The following is a 19,321-nucleotide window of genomic DNA, read 5'->3' as shown; positions in this document are numbered from 1 at the left end:
ATGAATTTATTACCACAAGAAAAATTTGAAACACTTGGTTTGTCTCTTCCTCCGGCGCCTCAGCCTTTGGGTATATACAAACCCTATTTGGTTGATGGTAAATATTTATACCTTTCAGGTCACGGGCCTGTTAGAGACGACAAATCACTAATCATTGGCCGAATTGGCGATGACATGGATATCGAAGAAGGAAAATTAGCAGCGAGACAAGTCGGATTAACAATGCTTTCTACAATTGTAACCAATTTTGGAAGCCTGAACAAAGTAAAAAAAGTGATAAAAGTACTTGGAATGGTGAATTGCAATGGCGATTTTCTAAGACATCCCTATGTAATAAACGGCTGCAGTGAATTATTTGCCGAAGTCTGGGGACAGGAAAACGGAATCGGAGTAAGAAGTGCCGTAGGTATGGGATCTTTACCGGATAATATTCCCGTTGAAGTAGAAGCCGTTTTCGAATTATATTAAAAAAAGTTATGCCACAGATTACATAATAAAAAAGGATTATTTTTTGTTTGCCATGAATTAACACGAATTAATTTTTCACGTACTGATTTGCGAAAATTAGTGAAATTCGTGGCGAAAGAATTAAACACATAGAAACATATTTTTTTTTACTTCATTGAGGATAACAAAAAAACTCGTTTTCACATATAGCTGTGTGTATTAATGCAAGTGAAACGCCTATTACAAGGTTTCAAAAACTATGCTTCTATGTGTTAAAAAAAATAAACGCTAAGTTTATAAATCAATATAATCCCGACAGCTATCGGGAGTGGCTAAAAAAAGACAACAATGAATACAAATACCTCACAAACAAAAATCGCAACTTTCGGTGAATTATTACTCCGGATGAATGTTGCCAACGGAAATCGATTTACACAGGCCAACGAAATAAAAATTTACGTGGGCGGTGCCGAAGCAAATGTTTGTGTTTTACTATCCCAATTGGGAATACCTACCGATTACATTACCCGATTGCCTCAAAATGACTTAGCCCAATTGGCTGTAAACGAACTTCAGAAATACAAAGTAAACACCTCGAAATGTGTTTATGGCGGAGACCGTTTAGGTTTATATTTTGTCGAGGCCGGAAATCAAATCAGACAATCACAAGTTATTTACGACCGAAGCAATTCGTCTTTTGCAACCATACAAAAAGATCAGATTAACTGGGATCTGGCATTAGCCGATGTAAACCATTTTCACTGGTCCGGAATAAGTCCGGGAGTTTCGGATGAAGCAGCTCAGGTCTGTAAAGAAGCTATTTTGGCTGCACATCAAAAAGGACTTCCAATTTCTTCCGATTTTAATTACCGTTCTAAATTATGGCAATACGGAAAACATCCCTCTGAAATCATGCCTGATTTACTTCAGTACAGCACAATTACTGTTGCCGATTTAGATGCTATTGAAATTTATTTCGGAATCAAAACAGATCCAAACGAATCCGATGCTGATCGTTTTCAAAAAACATTCGAATTGTTAAAAGTAAAAATGCCCTTTTTAAAAACACTGGCAATGAGTTTCAGAAAGTCAGACGGACCGGCGCATTTATACAAAGGATTGCTGATTCACGAAGGCAACTTTTATCAGACACCCGAACACAAAATACATGTCGTAACAGACCAGATTGGTTCCGGAGATGCCTTCAACGCGGGATTATTATACGGACTGACCCATAAATTATCCGGTCAGGAATGCATCGAATGGGCAACTGCCTGCGGTGTAATCAAACAAAGTATTCACGGAGATTTTGCTATAAGCACTCTTGATGAAGTAAGTCATTTTATTAAAAACGGCTCAAGTAATAGAATTAACAGATAAAATAAGAACATGTACAGCATATTAAAAACGCAAGGTGTACTTCCGTTAGTCACACAAATCAACATTGAAACAGCCCAAATAGTCTTGCAATCGGCGGCTGATGCTGGCATAAAAATTATCGAGTTTGCTGCTCGTGCAGATAATGCAAAAGAAGTTTTTACTCAAATGATTGCTTTTAGAAAAGCCAATAATCTGCAGGTTAAAATAGCCGTAGGATCTATTTTAAATGTTCATGATGCCGAAACCTTTCATCAGTTAGGGGCAGATTGTATTGTATGCCCGCATACCGATTTCGAAATTGGAAATTATTGTTTTAAAAATAACATTTACTGGATTCCTGGAGCTGCTACCTTAAACGAAGTACTTCACGCCAATAAATTAGGGGCTGAAATTGTAAAACTTTTTCCTGCCGATAAAATTGGCGGTCCCGGATATGTAAAAGCCATCAGAGCTCCTTTTCCGAATTTAAAGATAATGCCAACCGGAGGTGTAACCTTAGAAGAAAGCAATTTGAAATCCTGGTTCAAATCCGGAGTTGTCTGCGTTGGGATTGGTTCTAATTTATTTACAAAAGAAATGCTGCTAAATTTAAGTTATGAGCAATCCTTTCAGGCTTTTCAAAATTTAATTGAAGTTGTCAAAAAAACAAGAACCTAAATTATGCGAAACAATTGGTGGAAAATAAATTCCGAAATCCGTGTTGATACTCCATTTTTGGCTGTTTACGAAGATCGCATTCAGTCCAATATTGAGCATTTGATTGAGTCTGTAAACGGTGATACTCAAAAATTAAGACCACATATCAAAACCCATAAAATTGGGGAAATTCTGGATTTATTTAAAACTTACAACATCAACAAAATTAAATGTGCTACAATTGCCGAAGCTGAACTTGCCGCCATACACGAAATTCCGGATGTGCTTCTCGCCTATCAACCTGTTGGTGTTAAAAAAGAAAGATGGATTTCGTTAATTCAAAAATATCCAGCTATCGCTTTTTCGACAATTGTAGATAATTTCGAATCGGCAAAAGCACTGGATACCATCGCGCATAAAAACAATCTGACCCTAACTGTATATCTGGATTTGAATACCGGAATGAACAGAACCGGAATCTCAATTTCTAAAAATTGGGGAGCCTTAATTGACGAAATTATTAAGTTAAAAAACATTCATTTCGCAGGTATCCACATTTACGACGGTCATTTAAAAGGTGATATCGAACACCGAACATCAATAGCTTCCAATATTTTCTTCAGTATCAATGAAGAAATAAAGACTATTCAGGAAAAATTTGATTACGAACTGAAAATTGTTGCCGGAGGATCTAATACTTTTCCATTTTATTCGGCTCAGAAAAATGTAGAATGCAGTCCCGGAACTTTTGTTTTCTGGGATTCCAATTATCAAATTCATCTACCGGAGCAAAATTTCAAACCCGCACTGGTCATTGTCGGAACCATAGTTTCAAAACCAACTTCTTCTACTTTTTGTATTGATATTGGATACAAAGCTATAGCTTCTGAAAACCCAATCGATAAAAGACTTGTGATTTTAAACGATGAGAATCTAATCCCCACCGGACATTCAGAAGAACATTTGATTATCGAAAACAAAGGAAAAAACGAATATGCTATCGGCGATACTATTTACGCACAACCTTATCATGTTTGCCCAACCTGTGCCCTTTATGACTCCGTTCAGGTTGTAAATAATGAACATCAGATCTGCGATCAATGGCAGGTTGTGGCCCGCAGCAGAAAAATTAATATCTAGCAACAGAGAAAAAAAATAGAAAATAGAGCGAAGAGGAAAGAGAATAGAGTAAAGATTATAGACCTTGCAGAAAACCTCTGAACCTTTGTGCCTTAAAAAAATACTATGTTTATAATAGACGCCCATTTAGACCTTAGCATGAATGCGATGGAATGGAATCGAGATTTAAGAAATGACGTACCTACTTTGCGCCATTTGGAAAAAGGAATGACTGACAAACCGGATCGCGAGCGTGCAACGGTTTCTTTTCCTGATTTGCGAAGAGGAAATATCGGAATTGTAGTTGCCACTCAAATTGCACGATTTGTAAAACCCGGCAGCATTATTCCCGGCTGGAATTCACCTGAGCAGGCCTGGGCACAAACACAGGGACAGCTCGCGTGGTACAAAACCATGGAAGAAGCCGGAGAAATAACTCCAATTACAGACAAAACATCATTGCTGCAACAAATCGATTTATGGAATGACGGAACGCCAAATGACAAAAAACCCATTGGTTATATTTTAAGCTTAGAGGGTGCTGATTCTATTATTGACATTTCTTACTTAGAAAAAGCACATCAATACGGATTAAGAGCTATTGGACCGGCACATTACGGTCCCGGGCGATATGCAAACGGAACGGATGCCACTGGAAAAATGCGACAAAACGGAATCGACTTGCTAAAAGAGATGGAACGTCTGAACATTATTTTAGATGCAACACATTTATGTGACGATGCTTTCTGGCAGGCATTGGATCATTATAACGGACCTGTTTGGGCAAGTCATAACAATTGTCGAAGTCTTGTAAATCACAACCGCCAATACAGCGATGAAATGATCAAAGCCCTGATTTCACGAGGAGCCGTTATTGGAGGGGCTTTAGATGCATGGATGCTGGTTCCGGATTGGGAAAGAGGTGTTTCGACTCCACAAGGAACAAACTGCAATCTTGAGACAGTCTTCAAGCACATGGATCATATTTGTCAATTGGCCGGAAATGCCAATCATATTGGTATAGGCTCTGATCTTGATGGAGCTTTTGGTACAGAGCAATCGCCATACGATTTAAACACCATTGCCGATTTGCAAAAATTAGTTCTGATTTTTAAAAGTCATGGTTATTCAGACGAAGATCTGAATAAAATCTTTCACCAGAACTGGATTAACTTTTTAATAAAGAATTGGGACTAAATAAAAACCAAACTGGGAACTGCCTTCTTATACGCCTGTAGTTTTTCGTGATCGGGATCGACTTCCGTCACCACATAATCAACCTCGGATAAGTTGGCAATTTTCATTTTTAGAACCGTATCCAGTTTTTCAGAAATAGTAAGAATCGCTGTTTTTTCAGAAGCCTGAATCATAGCTTTTTTTACCTGAACCGTTTCCCAGTCAGAATCTGAAAATCCGCCTTCGATATCTAAAGCATTAGTTCCTAATATCAATAAATCAACTTTAATATTCGCCAACTGATTATAGACGTCGCCGCTCACACACATTTGGCTGTACGAAGAAATGCTGCCGCCAATCATGATAATTTTAACATTGGGTTTGTCCAGAAGTTCTACTGCCGATAAAACAGTAACCGTAAAAATGGTCAGATTTAAAGTATCCGGAATCAATCGGATGAATTCTCTGATGGTAGTTCCACCGCCAATTAACAAAACCATTCCGTCATGAAGCAAACCTAATGTTTTTTGCGCGATGGTTTGTTTGGATTCGCCTGCATAAGTTTGATTCGAAGAAGAATGGTGATATGCCTTTGTCATTGCACCACCCTTTACTTTAATCAATAAAGACTCTGATTCAAGTTCATTAATATCGCGTCTTACGGTATCTTCTGAAACACATAATTTAACCGAAAGGGTTTCAAAACTTACACGAGTGTGTAGGTTAATCTCTTTTAAAATAAGATTTTTACGTTCTTCCTTGGTATAATTAACCAGTTCATTATCATTATTCATGCAAATTCATTTTTATTAAAGCAAATGTAAACAATTAATGCAATATTATTGCGAAACAAATTAGAATACAATGTAATAAAAAAGTTAATTCATCTATAATAAAGACATTTAAACGTAAATAGCTTTTGCAAAAAAAATGCAAATTAACCAACAAACCTTAAATTTGTTTAACGAACATAAAAAGTAACCATGCGAAAAAATATATTTCTCCTTTTAATATTTTGTTTTTCCTTTGGAAGTGCTCAAACTTCCTCTACTACTAATTCGATAATTCCTGCTCCCAATTCTTATAAAGCAACCGGGGACAGCATTCGTTTAAACGGACAAATTAAAGTAGTTTTTGAGCACAATAAATTCAGTACCAAAGAACAAAAAACTGCGAACCTTTTTGAATCCGCCATAAACACAAATACGCCCAATAAAAAAAGCAACATTGAAGTTTTATTTATTACTAAAAACCCATCTGCATCGTTAAAAAAAGAAGCCTATAAAATAAGTATTACCTCAAAAAAAATTACCGTTACCGGAAGTGAAGAGGGACTGTTTTATGGAGTTCAGAGTTTATTACAAATGCTTCCGAACAAACCCAAAAATCAAGAGGTAAAATTACCCTGTGTTACTATCGAAGACGAGCCCAGATACGGATATCGCGGTTTACACTTAGATGTTTGCCGTCACTTTTTCTCTGTTGATGTTATAAAAGATTTTATCGCACAAATGGCCAGTTATAAATTAAACAACTTTCACTGGCACTTAACTGACGATCAGGGATGGAGAATTGAGATTAAAAAATACCCAAAATTGACCGAAGTAGGATCTAAACGGGCACAAACTTTAGTCGGAAATAAATTCGAAAGATTTCCTTATTTTTTTGACGGAAATCCATACGAAGGTTTTTACACTCAGGAAGAAATCAAAGACGTTGTAAAATTTGCCGAAGAGCATTATGTAAACGTTATTCCGGAAATCGAAATGCCGGGGCATGCCACAGCAGCAGTTACTGCTTATCCAAATTTATCCTGTTTCCCCGATCGTTCCTATAAAGTTATTGAATACTGGGGCGTATTTGAAGACATATTCTGTGCCGGAAAAGAAGAAACTTTTACCTTTCTTGAAGATGTTCTAACCGAAGTTATGGCTTTGTTTCCAAGCAAATACATTCACATTGGTGGTGATGAATGCCCAAAAGCAAGATGGAAAGAATGCCCGAATTGCCAAAAAAGAATCAAAGACTTAGGTTTAAAAAACGAACATGAATTACAAAGTTATCTCACCACCAGAATCGAAAAATTCCTGAATTCCAACGGAAGACAAATTCTGGGCTGGGACGAAATGCTGGAAGGCGGACTGGCTCCAAACGCAGCAGTAATGTCCTGGCGCGGAGAATCGGGAGGAATTGCCGCAGCCAAACAAAAACACTTCGTAATCATGAATCCGGAGCAAGTTTTGTATCTTGACTATAACCAGGCGTATTCTCCAAATGAGCCTTTAACCGTTGGAAGATTAGTGACCGTAGAAAAAATGTACCAATACAACCCCACTCCTGTAGACAGTCTGACGATTGACGAACAAAAATACATTATGGGTGTGCAGTCTAATTTGTGGTCGGAGTATTTAACCAGTCCTGCCAAATTAAACTACCAACTCTATCCCCGAATGTTTGCTTTAGCAGAGATCGCATGGACAGAACCACAAAATAAAAATTATGATAATTTTGCTCTCAATCGCATGCCGCATCATTTAGAAAAATTAGAAGCACAAAAAAGGCTCTACAAAGTCCCAACACCCTTTGGCGCAAATGAAACAGCTTTGATCACTTCAAAATACACCTTAGATCTGAAACCAACGATCAAAAACGGGCAAATTTTTTACACCATAGACGGTTATAACCCGGATGAGACAGCAGAACTATACACCAAACCGGTAGCCATAAATATTCCACAAGGAGAATTCAGAACCATCAAAACAGTTCAGATTAGCCCGGGCGGAAGAAGAAGCTCTATCAACAAAATAATAATCCGAAATCCGGATTTAAAACCGGCTTTAGCACAAAAACCTACTAAGAAAGGACTAAAATACGAGTATTTTACAGGAGCACTATTCCAGCAGGTTCAGGATTTAGATTTAGTAAAACCTGTAAATTCCGGAATTTTTGAAGGCACTGTGAGCAGTGAAAAATGGAAAACGAAAAAAGAACGCTATATTGGCTTAAAATTCGACGGATACCTCTATATCCCGGAAACCGGAAATTATACGTTTTCAACGCTTTCAGACGACGGATCGAAGCTTTTTATCGACAATGAGCTAATCGTTAACAATGACGGGATTCATTGGCTCAACGAAGCTTATGGAACTGCAAAACTTGAAAAAGGTTTTCATAAAATCAATATCAGTTATTTTGATCAGATTGGCGGAACAACTTTAAACTGTTTCATTCAGCTGGAAGGAAAAGAAAAACAGGAAATTAGCGCTTCGCAATTCTATTATGAATAAAAGTAAAGAAAGCGGCACCTTAAAATAACAACTCCTTTGATTGAACAAAAAAATCTAAAAAACACCAACAACAAGACCCCACCGGGGCAAAATATTTATAGAATTTCAACAAAACCGATAAAAAAAAGCTCCAGAGGAGCGATATACATTTACGATCTAATATATCGCTCCTCTGGAGCTTATACAAACGCCTGTTTTTTTCTACAAATATTTCACTCTCCTGGAGCTCACAAAAAAAGGGCCTGTCTCAAAAGTGAGACGACCCTTATTTTTTAACCGCTAAGAAACTATTCTTTTAAAATAGCTTCTTTTGTTTTTATATAAAAAACATATTATCCTTTCAAACTTGCTGATAAATACTCACGGTTCATACGTGCAATATTCTCAAGAGAAATTCCTTTTGGACATTCGATTTCACAAGCTCCTGTATTGGTACAGTTACCAAAACCTTCTAAATCCATTTGGTGTACCATGTTTAAAACACGATCAACTGCTTCAACTTTACCTTGAGGCAACAATGCATATTGAGAAACTTTTGCTCCAACAAATAACATTGCCGATGAGTTTTTACAAGTTGCTACACAAGCTCCACAACCAATACAAGCTGCAGCATCAAATGATTTATCTGCATCGTGTTTATTGATTGGAATTGTATTGGCATCAATTGTATTTCCAGAAGTATTCACCGAGATAAAACCTCCTGCATGCTGAATTCTGTCAAAAGAACTTCTGTCAACTACTAAATCTTTAATTACCGGGAAAGCTTTCGCTCTAAATGGCTCGATAAAAATCGTATCTCCATCTTTAAACATACGCATGTGTAACTGGCAAGTAGTTACTCCTCTATCTGGTCCATGTGCTTCACCATTGATGAATAATGAACACATTCCGCAAATTCCTTCGCGACAATCGTGGTCAAATGCAACCGGCTCTTCACCTTTATTGATTAATTGTTCGTTAAGAACGTCAAGCATTTCAAGGAAAGACATATCTGGTTCGATTCCGTCAATTGGGTAATCAACTATTCCTCCTTTATCTTGGGCGTTTTTCTGACGCCATATTTTTAATGTAAGTTTCATACTGTTTTAGTTTGAAGGTCATAAAGTCGAAAGTCGAAAGTCAGTTAACATTGAGCCATTTGACTTTAAGACTTTTGTCTTTTGACTAATTGCTATTTGTAACTACGCTGTACTAATTTAATGTTTTCGTAAATTAGAGGTTCTTTGTGTAATACGGCATCACTTGGTTTTCCTTTGTATTCCCAAGCTGCAACGTATGCAAAGTTTTCGTCATCACGAAGTGCTTCTCCCTCTTCTGTCTGGTACTCCTCACGGAAGTGACCTCCACAAGATTCATTACGGTGTAAAGCATCTTTCGCGAACAATTCTCCTAATTCTAAGAAATCGGCAACACGTGTCGCTTTCTCTAATTCCTGATTAAATTCGTTAGCGCTTCCTGGCACTTTTACATCTTTATAAAACTCTTCACGTAAAGCAGCAATTTCTTCGATAGCTTCAGTCAAACCTTTAGCATTACGAGCCATACCAACTTTATCCCACATGATTTTTCCTAATTTCTTATGGAAATAATCTACAGAATGAGTTCCTTTATTATTGATAAATCTGTCGATTTGATCTTTTACTGCTTTTTCTGCTTCTAAGAATTCCGGTAACTCTGTAGAAATTTCTCCCATTTTAATATCCGGAGCTAAATAATCTCCAATAGTATAAGGCAATACGAAATATCCATCAGCTAAACCTTGCATCAAAGCCGAAGCTCCAAGTCTGTTTGCTCCGTGATCAGAGAAGTTAGATTCTCCAATTGAGAAACATCCCGGAATTGTAGTCATTAAATTATAATCAACCCAGGTTCCACCCATAGTGTAGTGAACTGCTGGATAAATCATCATTGGCGTTGTATAAGGATCCTCATCAACGATTTTGTAGTACATCTGGAATAAGTTTCCGTATTTACTTTTCACGATCGCAGCTCCTAACTTAGTCACCAAAGCAGTGTCTTTATCATCCAAACCTTTTACGTAAGCATCTTCCGTTCCGTAACGTTGAATTGCTGCTGCGAAATCTAAGTAAACAGCTTCTCCGGTTTTATTAACTCCAAAACCAGCATCACATCTTTCTTTTGCAGCACGAGACGCCACGTCACGAGGTACTAAGTTACCAAAAGCAGGATATCTTCTTTCTAAGAAATAATCTCTTTCCGCTTCAGATAAATCAGTTGCTTTTTTCTTTCCTTCACGAATTGCTTTAGCATCTTCTAATTTCGCAGGAACCCAAATACGACCGTCATTACGTAACGATTCAGACATCAAAGTCAATTTAGACTGGTGATCTCCTGAAACCGGAATACAAGTTGGGTGAATTTGTGTGTAACAAGGATTCGCAAAATACGCTCCTTTTTTATGTATTTTCCAAGCTGCTGTTGCGTTACTTCCCATAGCATTTGTAGATAAGAAAAATACGTTTCCGTATCCTCCTGAACCTACTACTACTGCGTGAGCAGAGTGTCTTTCAATTTCTCCTGTAATTAAGTTACGAGCGATAATACCTCTCGCTTTTCCGTTCACGATAACAATGTCAAGCATTTCGTGACGGTTGTACATTTTTACTTTTCCACGACCAATCTGACGGTTCATTGCAGAATAAGCTCCTAGCAATAATTGTTGTCCGGTTTGTCCTTGTGCGTAAAATGTACGGGAAACCAATGTTCCACCAAAAGAACGGTTATCCAATAATCCACCATATTCACGAGCCAATGGCACCCCTTGAGCCACACACTGGTCAATAATATTAGCAGAAACTTCAGCCAAACGGTGAACGTTTGCCTCACGTGCACGGTAGTCACCTCCTTTTACAGTATCATAAAATAATCTGTAAACCGAGTCACCATCACCTTTATAATTTTTTGCTGCATTGATTCCCCCTTGTGCTGCAATAGAGTGCGCACGACGTGGTGAATCCTGAAAACAGAAAGCTTTTACGTTATATCCTAATTCAGCCAAAGTAGCCGCAGCAGAACCTCCAGCCAAACCTGTACCAACAATAATAATATCTAAATTACGTTTGTTAGCAGGGTTTACTAAATTAATATGATCTTTATAATTTGTCCATTTGTCCGATATTGGACCATTTGGAATTTTTGAATCTAATGCCATTATAATTGATATTAATTATTGAAATGATGAAATAATGCGATGATAACGAAAAGTGCCGGTACTACAACCGCAAATCCATAACCAACTTTACTTAAGAATCGAGAATACTTATTGTGCATCCCTACAGATTGAAGAGATGAACTGAATCCGTGCCAAAGGTGAAACCCTAACAACACAAATGATACACAATAGATACCTGTACGAATCGGGTCATGAAACTTATGCACTAGCTCTCCATAATATCTTGTTGCATCTGGTGCTGTACCTGCAATATACTTGTAAGTAACTTCAGGAAACCAAAAATCATAGAAATGCAATCCTAAGAAAGCCAAAATAACCAACCCCGAAATAATCATATTTCTTGAAGTCCATGAAGCATTAGCAGCTCCGTTGTATTTTGCATAAGCAATTGGTCTTGCCGCGCTATTTTGAGCAGTCAATACAAATCCCATTACGAAATGGAAAATTACTCCGATTGCCAAAACAGGTTGCATTACATATTGAATCAGCGGATTGTATCCCATAAAGTGAGAAGCTTCGTTAAAAACGTCTTCACTAATAATAGAAATAAAATTTAAGGAAACATGCAGCGCTAAAAACGTGATTAAGAATATTCCCGAAAGAGCCATAGCCACTTTCTTTAAGATGGAAGCATTCAATAGTGCAGATTGTGCCATAAGTGTTAAAGTAGTTTGTTTTAAAAAATTAGACAAAAATAAAGCAATTAGACATCAACTACAACCATTTCGCTGTTATTTATAATGATTTTAAAGAGCTTTCCCCGATATTATTGCAAATTATTTAAAAACAAGAAAATAGAAATTTTTCACAAGCCATTTTAACGAATTCTTAATTTTTATGTAATTACCAAATTGCTATTTTTTGCCCCTTTTTGAGCTGTTTTCCTCAAAAATAAAGCGATGCTGAATTTTATTGAATTAAAACAACCGAATTTTAAGAGCATAATTTTACCTTTATCCGCTTCAAAAAAAATGATAATGAAAACAGGAATTGACGCTATTTCTTTTGATGTAGCCAACATACATTTGCCCATAAAAACTTTGGCTCTTGCCAGAAATATAGAACCTGAAAAATTAGAAAAAGGCCTCGGACTAATTAAAATGACTTTACCTGACGTTCATCAGGACGCGGTGGTTTTTGGAGCCAATGCTTTAACCAAACTTATTCTTGACCACAATATCAATCTAAACGAAATTAGCAGGATCTATGTGGGTACCGAAAGCGCCATCGACAGTTCGAAGCCTATTAGTTCGTTCTTAATTAGTTTGATAGAGCAAAAATTCGGCGAGGATACTTTGGCAGAATGCGATGTAGTCGATTTTACTTTTGCCTGTATTGGCGGTGTTGACGCTTTGCAAAACTGTATTGATTTTGTAAAACTGAATCCGGCCAAAAAAGCAATTGTCGTAACAACCGACTTTGCCAAATACGATTTAAACTCTACCGGAGAATACACACAAGGCGCCGGAGCATTAGCAATGTTAGTGACTTCGAACCCGAGAATCATTGCTTTTGATAACAATTGGGCGACAAGTACAAAAGGAGTCTTTGATTTTTTCAAACCCTACCGAAGCATTTCAAAAGAAGCGATTACAAAAAACATAAACAACGACTCGTGGTTTGATAATTTAGAAGCCGAGATCGAAATCCATAAAGACCAGCCTGTTTTTGATGGTCAGTATTCGAATCAATGTTATATGGATCGTACGAGAGCTGCTTATTTTTCATTTAAGAAATTAAAGAATACAACTGAAACTTTATACAATTCCTGGAATAGCATTATCATGCATCTTCCCTATTCGTTTCAAGGACGACGCATGTTATCTGAAATTTACACTTTAGACAGTGCCGAAAAAATCATTTCAGAAAACATTGAGCCGGCAGATTATCAGGTTAAAATTAAGGAAGTCGCAAAATCTGATGAATACAGAAATTTTGTAACCGGGAAATTACAACCTGCTGAATTAGCTTCCTCTTTAATTGGAAATCTTTATACAGGCTCTATTTTCATGGGATTGTTATCGACTTTGGCTCATTTTTATGACACCAATAAAGAAATCGCCGGAACTCAATTCGGATTCTTAGCTTACGGAAGCGGATCGAAATCGAAAGTTTTTGAAGGTACAATCCAGCCGGAATGGAAATCTGCACTGGAAAACGTGAAGCTTTTTGAAAATCTGGAAGAAAGCACAGAAATTGATTTCAACACTTACGAAGGCCTTCATAAAAAAGAACAAAAACAAAGTGTCAGAACTCCAAAAAACGAATGGATTCTAGACCGAATCGAAAAAGAGATCCCAAATTTGATTGGGGCGAGATATTATAAGTGGATAGATTAAGTAAAATTCCAAACTTTTTAAATTCCAATAAATAGAAAACCGAGGCAAATTGCTTCGGTTTTTTTATTAAACTTAACTTTTAGATTTAACCGCAAAGAACACTAAGATTTACGCAATGTTCGCTAAGTTTTGTACGATCTATAAACACAAAACTTTGCAAACATTGCGTTTTTAAAACATTAAACAGACAAAATCTTTGCGCGCTTTGCGGTTAAACAACAAATCAATCCTTCTTATGTTGTTCCGTATAGTTTTGATTTCCTTTAAGAGCTTCATCATGCACATTCATTCCGTGTGACATTCCCAGCATAAAAGCAGTTAGTATTACTATAAATTTTCTTTTTATCCAATGAAGTGGTCGCTTAGATTGCTCTAAACGTGTTTGATTATTGTGTTTATACATTTTAAAAATGATAAATGATTAGACATTATTTTATCATCGTATGCGTTGAAGCGCATAAAAGCCCAAAAAATTAAGCTATGTATAAACTTGTTTTGAAATTACCGGAATGAATTGTTTCATTTACAAAAACAGATTGTTTTATAAATGAACTTAATTTCTGAAAAAGAAATATTTGTAAATTTTGAATTACCCGAATTTGAAAACTAAAAACATCTTTATTAGAAAGATAATCAAGAACAATCGAAAACACTGTTTTTGTTCGGGAAGTTGATTTTGCAAACTTGTATAATCGGGAACTAGAAAAATCTAATTCTCGTCTCAAAATCACAAATGAAGATTGGTAATAATCTGCCGATTTTGAGGGAGAAACTAAAGTACCATCACTCGCAATCACGACAAAAGTCAGAAAGAGCGAAAGTAGGTATTTTGTATAGTTTTTCAATTTTGGTTTGATTTATTATAATTTCATTTCCATAACGGGCATAAACCTGTCTTTTATTGAAGTTTCGAATGCTCCAATTTTCACAAATCCCATTTTTGAATAAAAACCTTCAGCATTTGGCTCTGAATCGAGTTGAATGGTTTGAATTTCAGCTTCTTTCATTCGGTTTAAAAAATCGAGAAACAGGTATTTACCAAAACCTTTCCCTATATATTCAGGCAAGATAAATAAATTATCCATTTTTACATTCTTTCCATCTTCAAAAAGATAAGAATAATAACCAATTATTACGTTATCCTTTACCAATTTGAATACATCATGCTCCCTTATATAATCTTGAGAAATAGTAAGGCTCACCTCCCACTTTTGAATTTGCTCTGCCGAATATCCCCAATAAGCTTTTGACTTCTTGGTTATTTGTGTTAGAATTTCGCTATCGGTTGTATTTGCTTTTTCTATCCTCATTTTTATACAAGATGAAAGCGAAGATATGAATTAAAACAAAAGTTCTAATCTACTAGAAGACTATTTCTCAATTGACTTCTACTGTATTTGCTTCCGGGGTCTCTTTTCTATAAAGAAGCAAACCTAATCCTACTAGAAAAACAATACAACTCAACAACATAAAAACGCCATTTTTTAAAACAAAAAATGAAAAACCAACTGCAGGCCCAGCAAAAACAACCATTAATACAAGGATCAAATGAGTTTTTATAAAGTTTAAAGCATGAATCGCCAAACCTATAAAAAGCAATGAGGGCCCAACAATAATAAACGGATATAAAATCAAGGGTGTATTACTAATATGAATGCTTAAAGCTTCTCTCGCGGCATCGTTATCTCCAAAACTCGACATTATAAAATCAATCGTACAAAGACCAATGTGTGCAATAACCCCCAAAGTTGTTATAAAAGAAGCAACAGCATTCAACTTGTTTTTAGGAAAAACATCATTAAATGCTATTAAAAAACAAGCTCCGATAAGATTGAACCAATGTGCAAAATCGATTGGACTTTGAATGTCCGGTAAAACTTTAGAAAATAGTAAATAACTGATCCCGAAAAATAGCAATCCGAGGAGGCAAAAGTGTTTTGTTTTCATAATTTATTTTAAAAATTGAGAAAGCAAAACTAAAACGAAAAACCAGCTTAATTGCCTAATTTACTGACTTAGGTACAAAACATATCGTTTTAGGTACGAAATTATAAGGTCAGTAAATTTTCTTTAAAACTCTTAGAAACCGGAAGTTCAATTTGGGTTAGCACAATCGTATTTTGATTTCTCCAGGACTTAAAATGCAATGGATTTATCAAATGTGAACGGTGTATTTGAACTAAAAAAGCAAAATCGTCCTGAAGTTTTTTGAGCGAAGTGCGAATCAATTTTGAACGTAGCTGATCATTTTCGGTATAAAAAATCTCCACGTAGTTTTGCGCATTAGAGATGCAAACCAAATCGCTTGTTTTGATTTTTAAAATGTCTAATTTGTTTTCACCTTTAATAACTAAAAGATCTTCTTTTACCGGAATCAGTTTAAGCAAATATCTTCTGGCCAGAACGATTATGGGAGTTAAAACTAATACAACTTTGATAAATATTATAATGAAGAACTTCGCAAAACGATAGCCTCCGTTTAAAATCGGGCTTTTGTAATATCCATAAACCGCAATGAAATAGATCAGATAAAAAAAGATAAGACTTGCTACTTCAAGACCAGTATTCCATTTTGATATTTTTTCATAAAGTCTCCTCTGGACAATAGCAAGAATACCGTAACATATCAATGCTGTTACACTAAAACCGATGCTCATTAAAAACCAGGTCCTGAAATTCAATGTTCCATCATCGAATGGTCTTATGATAAAAGCAAAAACAAAAATCCATAAGGCAAGAAGTAAACCTACTATTAGATTGTGTTTTAGAGATGTATTCAATTGTTTCATTTAACTAGAGAACAACTATGTCCCATTTTTTCCGTTACTTATAAATCGTAAACTTGTTATGCGTTAACCCAAAGCCAAGATTTTCGTAAATCAGTACATTTTCTACTCGTCTTTTATTTGTGGTTACTTCAATACTTTTCAAATTGTTCCGATCGGCATACTGCAAAATCTCATTTATTAATTGCCTTCCAATGCCTTTCCCACGATAGTTTTGATGAATAAAAAACTCCTGGATTTCACCCACCAAACCGCAATGATGCAAAAGATTTTGGGTGTGAAAGCTAATAAAACCTAACCCTTCTGTTTCGTTTTCGGCAATTAGATAGAGATTTTTAGGATTTGAAATGTTTTCATCAAATATTTGGCTAAACACTTCAAAATCTAAAACTTCGTTTTCAAGCTCGTTTATAGCTTGGTAAACAAAATCTAAATCCTGTTTTTCTACTTTTCTGATTTGGATTTTTCGATTTTCCATCATTTTCTACCCTTCTATTAAAAATAAGTTCTTTCATATACACCAACAACTCCGTTAGGTTTTAAAATGTTTACTTGCCATAGAAATACTTACAACAGACTCACATTCCTAAAACTATTTACAAATCCTGCCTATTAATTTTTCGTATCTTCTTTTTTACAAACTCAATGGTATCCGTTTTTCTTGGATTGTCCCAACCTATCTTATTTACAAAATCAACTTGTTCAACTACAACTCCAATCGAATCATTTAGCTTCTTCAAATAAAGATCTTTAAATTTTACTTCATTAGATGTTCCTCCTGTAGAATTCAAACTATCTAAAAGCTTAAAAGAAAATGGAACCTCTTCTTTATAATGAGAATTAAAATAAATAGTAAACAAAATTTCTTCTCTATAACTTCTCCTGTTACTAAAAGAATCAATAACTGTGATTGCAGAGTCTATTTGTAGTTTTGAATTATCAAGCAACAAAACCTCTTTAACATTAGGCTGAAAAAAATACTTTGTAGAAAATAACAAATGTTTATCCCATGCATCTGATGGAAAATAACTTACAATAATATACCCTAAAGAGAAAAAATAGAACCCTATTGTCAAAACAGTATATCTTTTTAAGAATGTGCCGACAATCCTTTTTTTCCAGAATTTCAAAAACAGATATGCTTGAAAAGTAAAGAAAATTAAAAATAATAATATGAAAATCATTTTTTCAATGAAATCATTTTTTCGACTAAAACTCAAAATATAAAAGTTCAGGAAAAAGCTAGTTAAGCACAATAACACAAATATTCCATAAAAAATAAGATTCGATTTTATTATGTCGGAAAAGCTTATTTCTTTCCATTTTTTAAAAACAGTGATAATGACAACTGACATCATCGCCGAAACAGCAAATAAACGAAAAACGACTATAAATAAACTTATTTTAGTATCAATATGGGGCTGACCGTAAAACATTTTTCTTGATTTTTTTTTTAACCAATTCGCTCAAATTTCTGCTTATATTTCACAACATAAGCATTCCATTCCTCTTTATAAATTTCATAATCATAAACCGAAGTTGCATAATCAACAACTTCTTTACTAAAGTGATTCCCAAAAATAGTGTCAAGATGCTGTATTCCGGAATCGATGACACTTTTTAAAATGGATAATTTATCCTTTTCGTTTTCTTTGCAAATCTTGTCGAGCCACAATCCTTTGCCGATTTTTACATATGCTGCAAGTAGACTATCGGTGATAAATTCAGAAGGCACATCATTAATGTTCGGTTCGTGTTTACCTTTTTTAAAAGTTGTAATAATTAATTCTTCCGAATAAAAACGCCCGGGAATCAATGAAACCAATGTCCCACTTTGAGCCGCTTTCCAGCAAAGTTCTTCGGTTATAAATTGATCGGGAATTACCTGAATTGCAAAACCATCTTTACTAACTAATTTCTCGCAAATTTCGGGTGTAAGAAAATTTTCCTCCACAAACGGTAATGCATGATGGGTGATATTCAGTGCCATCTCGCACAATACTGCTGTTTTAAATTGGAGCGGAACTATTTTTAAATCTCTGTAATTTGACGAAACTCTCTTTTGCCAATATTCCTGGCTTTTCGGTAACGGATTACTTCCTTTTAAAACTAACTCCCCTTCCTCCAACTCTCTTTTTAGCTCTTCAAAAGTTGTTATAAGCGGGTTCTCCAGATGCTTGCGCAATTCCATTGAAATAACTTCTTCGTCACTGTCCTCATCATATTCGGATTCATTTTCAGGATCCATATCGTCTGTTTTATCATTATAATAGAACAAATTGTTATTACGGCTTGAGAATGTGGTATAATGATCTTCTACTATAAAAATCGAAGCTTCAATACAGCCCAAACATTTAAAATTACCGTGATTGTAGGAAGTCATTACTACTTCTTTCGCAGTAACGTTGCCTTCAATTTCGACATACGAACCTCCCAACAACATACTTTGACAACTTACGTCTCCTTTAATAAAAACATAAGGACCGTAATCGCCTTCGGCATTTATAATTGTTCCGCTTACAGAAAGATTTCCATTTATTAAAACTCCCTCAATTCTAAGATCTCCCATTTCTTTTAAGGGAAGATTTAATACATTAGCAAGCCATTTTTTCTCTTTATCCTCATAAAGGTCCAAGTAAAAGTTGCCTTCAAAATTTACACTTTCGGGTGCAACCAAAAAGAAATCCTCATCTTCCCATTCCTCAAAATAATCGAAACCTTCTCGATCGATTAAAGTTGGATATCGCGATTTAACTTCTTTGATTGTAATTAATTTGAAACCTAAATGATGCATTTTATTTTTTATTGGGCAGTTATTTTTATGCTAGATTATACAATATTACGCAATATTGTCATTTCTGTAAAAGTTACTTATTTCGGTAACGGATTTATCATTTCAATTGGCTTTTTTCCATCAATTCCCTGATGTGGTCTTTCATGATTATAATAGTATAAATA

General features: G+C 35.4%; 18 protein-coding genes. 7 read left to right on the top strand and 11 right to left on the bottom strand.

Annotated elements, in window-relative coordinates:
- The 5 genes from FLA105534_RS11750 (at position 1) to FLA105534_RS11730 (ending at position 4,779) form a co-directional block, all read left to right on the top strand.
- Positions 1-468 (top strand): RidA family protein, encoded by a 468-nt coding sequence (locus tag FLA105534_RS11750; protein ID WP_173966313.1) that lies wholly within the window; start codon positions 1-3, stop codon positions 466-468.
- 327 nt (positions 469-795) lie between these two features.
- Entirely contained in the window at positions 796-1,827 is a 1,032-nt protein-coding gene (locus tag FLA105534_RS11745; RefSeq protein ID WP_173966312.1) for a sugar kinase, read from the top strand.
- Between the two features lie 9 nt (positions 1,828-1,836).
- Positions 1,837-2,484: a beta/alpha barrel domain-containing protein gene (locus FLA105534_RS11740; RefSeq protein ID WP_173966311.1), complete on the top strand. Its 648-nt coding sequence runs from the start codon at positions 1,837-1,839 to the stop codon at positions 2,482-2,484.
- A 3-nt stretch (positions 2,485-2,487) separates the two neighbouring features.
- Complete coding sequence (locus FLA105534_RS11735; RefSeq protein WP_173966310.1) at positions 2,488-3,603, top strand: D-TA family PLP-dependent enzyme; 1,116 nt, start codon at positions 2,488-2,490, stop codon at positions 3,601-3,603.
- 105 nt (positions 3,604-3,708) lie between these two features.
- On the top strand, positions 3,709-4,779 hold the full coding sequence (locus FLA105534_RS11730) for a dipeptidase (RefSeq protein WP_173966309.1): 1,071 nt from the start codon (positions 3,709-3,711) through the stop codon (positions 4,777-4,779).
- Here the strand turns inward: FLA105534_RS11730 and FLA105534_RS11725 are convergent.
- A complete protein-coding gene (locus FLA105534_RS11725; RefSeq protein ID WP_173966308.1) occupies positions 4,776-5,552 on the bottom strand; it encodes a DeoR/GlpR family DNA-binding transcription regulator in 777 nt (258 codons plus the stop codon). The genes FLA105534_RS11730 and FLA105534_RS11725 overlap by 4 nt on opposite strands.
- A gap of 189 nt (positions 5,553-5,741) precedes the next feature.
- Between FLA105534_RS11725 and FLA105534_RS11720 the strand changes: the two genes are divergently transcribed.
- Positions 5,742-8,045 (top strand): family 20 glycosylhydrolase, encoded by a 2,304-nt coding sequence (locus FLA105534_RS11720; protein ID WP_173966307.1) that lies wholly within the window; start codon positions 5,742-5,744, stop codon positions 8,043-8,045.
- A 332-nt stretch (positions 8,046-8,377) separates the two neighbouring features.
- Here FLA105534_RS11720 and FLA105534_RS11715 read toward each other — a convergent pair whose 3' ends face one another.
- The 3 genes from FLA105534_RS11715 to FLA105534_RS11705 form a co-directional block, all read right to left on the bottom strand.
- Positions 8,378-9,124: a succinate dehydrogenase/fumarate reductase iron-sulfur subunit gene (locus tag FLA105534_RS11715; RefSeq protein ID WP_173966306.1), complete on the bottom strand. Its 747-nt coding sequence runs from the start codon at positions 9,122-9,124 to the stop codon at positions 8,378-8,380.
- A gap of 92 nt (positions 9,125-9,216) precedes the next feature.
- Positions 9,217-11,217, bottom strand: coding sequence for a fumarate reductase/succinate dehydrogenase flavoprotein subunit (locus tag FLA105534_RS11710; protein WP_173966305.1), 2,001 nt, complete (start codon positions 11,215-11,217; stop codon positions 9,217-9,219).
- Between the two features lie 11 nt (positions 11,218-11,228).
- Positions 11,229-11,894 (bottom strand): succinate dehydrogenase cytochrome b subunit, encoded by a 666-nt coding sequence (locus FLA105534_RS11705; RefSeq protein WP_173966329.1) that lies wholly within the window; start codon positions 11,892-11,894, stop codon positions 11,229-11,231.
- A 321-nt stretch (positions 11,895-12,215) separates the two neighbouring features.
- Between FLA105534_RS11705 and FLA105534_RS11700 the strand changes: the two genes are divergently transcribed.
- Positions 12,216-13,577 carry a hydroxymethylglutaryl-CoA synthase family protein gene (locus FLA105534_RS11700; protein WP_173966304.1) on the top strand — a complete coding sequence of 454 codons (1,362 nt, stop codon included), beginning with the start codon at positions 12,216-12,218 and terminating at the stop codon, positions 13,575-13,577.
- 473 nt (positions 13,578-14,050) lie between these two features.
- Here the strand turns inward: FLA105534_RS11700 and FLA105534_RS11695 are convergent, their stop codons facing one another.
- From FLA105534_RS11695 to FLA105534_RS11665, 7 genes are all read right to left on the bottom strand, one after another.
- Complete coding sequence (locus FLA105534_RS11695) at positions 14,051-14,422, bottom strand: hypothetical protein (protein ID WP_173966303.1); 372 nt, start codon at positions 14,420-14,422, stop codon at positions 14,051-14,053.
- 15 nt (positions 14,423-14,437) lie between these two features.
- Complete coding sequence (locus FLA105534_RS11690; protein WP_173966302.1) at positions 14,438-14,887, bottom strand: GNAT family N-acetyltransferase; 450 nt, start codon at positions 14,885-14,887, stop codon at positions 14,438-14,440.
- A 67-nt stretch (positions 14,888-14,954) separates the two neighbouring features.
- On the bottom strand, positions 14,955-15,524 hold the full coding sequence (locus tag FLA105534_RS11685; RefSeq protein ID WP_173966301.1) for a hypothetical protein: 570 nt from the start codon (positions 15,522-15,524) through the stop codon (positions 14,955-14,957).
- Positions 15,525-15,625: 101 nt separating this feature from the next.
- Positions 15,626-16,366, bottom strand: coding sequence for a LytTR family DNA-binding domain-containing protein (locus tag FLA105534_RS11680; protein WP_173966300.1), 741 nt, complete (start codon positions 16,364-16,366; stop codon positions 15,626-15,628).
- Positions 16,367-16,400: 34 nt separating this feature from the next.
- Entirely contained in the window at positions 16,401-16,841 is a 441-nt protein-coding gene (locus FLA105534_RS11675) for a GNAT family N-acetyltransferase (RefSeq protein WP_173966299.1), read from the bottom strand.
- Between the two features lie 118 nt (positions 16,842-16,959).
- On the bottom strand, positions 16,960-17,799 hold the full coding sequence (locus tag FLA105534_RS11670) for a hypothetical protein (protein WP_173966298.1): 840 nt from the start codon (positions 17,797-17,799) through the stop codon (positions 16,960-16,962).
- A gap of 17 nt (positions 17,800-17,816) precedes the next feature.
- Positions 17,817-19,157, bottom strand: a complete 1,341-nt coding sequence (locus FLA105534_RS11665) for a polymer-forming cytoskeletal protein (protein ID WP_173966297.1) — start codon at positions 19,155-19,157, stop codon at positions 17,817-17,819.
- Positions 19,158-19,321: the final 164 nt, after the last annotated feature.

The sequence above is a fragment of the Flavobacterium collinsii genome (assembly GCF_902804485.1).
In the GTDB taxonomy this organism is placed as follows: Bacteria; Bacteroidota; Bacteroidia; order Flavobacteriales; family Flavobacteriaceae; genus Flavobacterium; species Flavobacterium collinsii.
The sequence above is the reverse complement of the archived record's forward strand: the minus strand, read 5'-3'. Positions and strand labels throughout refer to the sequence as shown.

Excerpts from the sequence above, each read along its gene's own strand:
- FLA105534_RS11750 (WP_173966313.1), top strand. The coding sequence starts at position 1 with ATGAATTTATTACCACAAGAAAAATTTGAAACACTTGGTTTGTCTCTT.
- FLA105534_RS11745 (WP_173966312.1), top strand. The coding sequence starts at position 796 with ATGAATACAAATACCTCACAAACAAAAATCGCAACTTTCGGTGAATTA.
- FLA105534_RS11740 (WP_173966311.1), top strand. The coding sequence starts at position 1,837 with ATGTACAGCATATTAAAAACGCAAGGTGTACTTCCGTTAGTCACACAA.
- FLA105534_RS11735 (WP_173966310.1), top strand. The coding sequence starts at position 2,488 with ATGCGAAACAATTGGTGGAAAATAAATTCCGAAATCCGTGTTGATACT.
- FLA105534_RS11730 (WP_173966309.1), top strand. The coding sequence starts at position 3,709 with ATGTTTATAATAGACGCCCATTTAGACCTTAGCATGAATGCGATGGAA.
- FLA105534_RS11725 (WP_173966308.1), bottom strand. The coding sequence starts at position 5,552 with ATGAATAATGATAATGAACTGGTTAATTATACCAAGGAAGAACGTAAA.
- FLA105534_RS11720 (WP_173966307.1), top strand. The coding sequence starts at position 5,742 with ATGCGAAAAAATATATTTCTCCTTTTAATATTTTGTTTTTCCTTTGGA.
- FLA105534_RS11715 (WP_173966306.1), bottom strand. The coding sequence starts at position 9,124 with ATGAAACTTACATTAAAAATATGGCGTCAGAAAAACGCCCAAGATAAA.
- FLA105534_RS11710 (WP_173966305.1), bottom strand. The coding sequence starts at position 11,217 with ATGGCATTAGATTCAAAAATTCCAAATGGTCCAATATCGGACAAATGG.
- FLA105534_RS11705 (WP_173966329.1), bottom strand. The coding sequence starts at position 11,894 with ATGGCACAATCTGCACTATTGAATGCTTCCATCTTAAAGAAAGTGGCT.
- FLA105534_RS11700 (WP_173966304.1), top strand. The coding sequence starts at position 12,216 with ATGAAAACAGGAATTGACGCTATTTCTTTTGATGTAGCCAACATACAT.
- FLA105534_RS11690 (WP_173966302.1), bottom strand. The coding sequence starts at position 14,887 with ATGAGGATAGAAAAAGCAAATACAACCGATAGCGAAATTCTAACACAA.
- FLA105534_RS11685 (WP_173966301.1), bottom strand. The coding sequence starts at position 15,524 with ATGAAAACAAAACACTTTTGCCTCCTCGGATTGCTATTTTTCGGGATC.
- FLA105534_RS11680 (WP_173966300.1), bottom strand. The coding sequence starts at position 16,366 with ATGAAACAATTGAATACATCTCTAAAACACAATCTAATAGTAGGTTTA.
- FLA105534_RS11675 (WP_173966299.1), bottom strand. The coding sequence starts at position 16,841 with ATGGAAAATCGAAAAATCCAAATCAGAAAAGTAGAAAAACAGGATTTA.
- FLA105534_RS11670 (WP_173966298.1), bottom strand. The coding sequence starts at position 17,799 with ATGTTTTACGGTCAGCCCCATATTGATACTAAAATAAGTTTATTTATA.
- FLA105534_RS11665 (WP_173966297.1), bottom strand. The coding sequence starts at position 19,157 with ATGCATCATTTAGGTTTCAAATTAATTACAATCAAAGAAGTTAAATCG.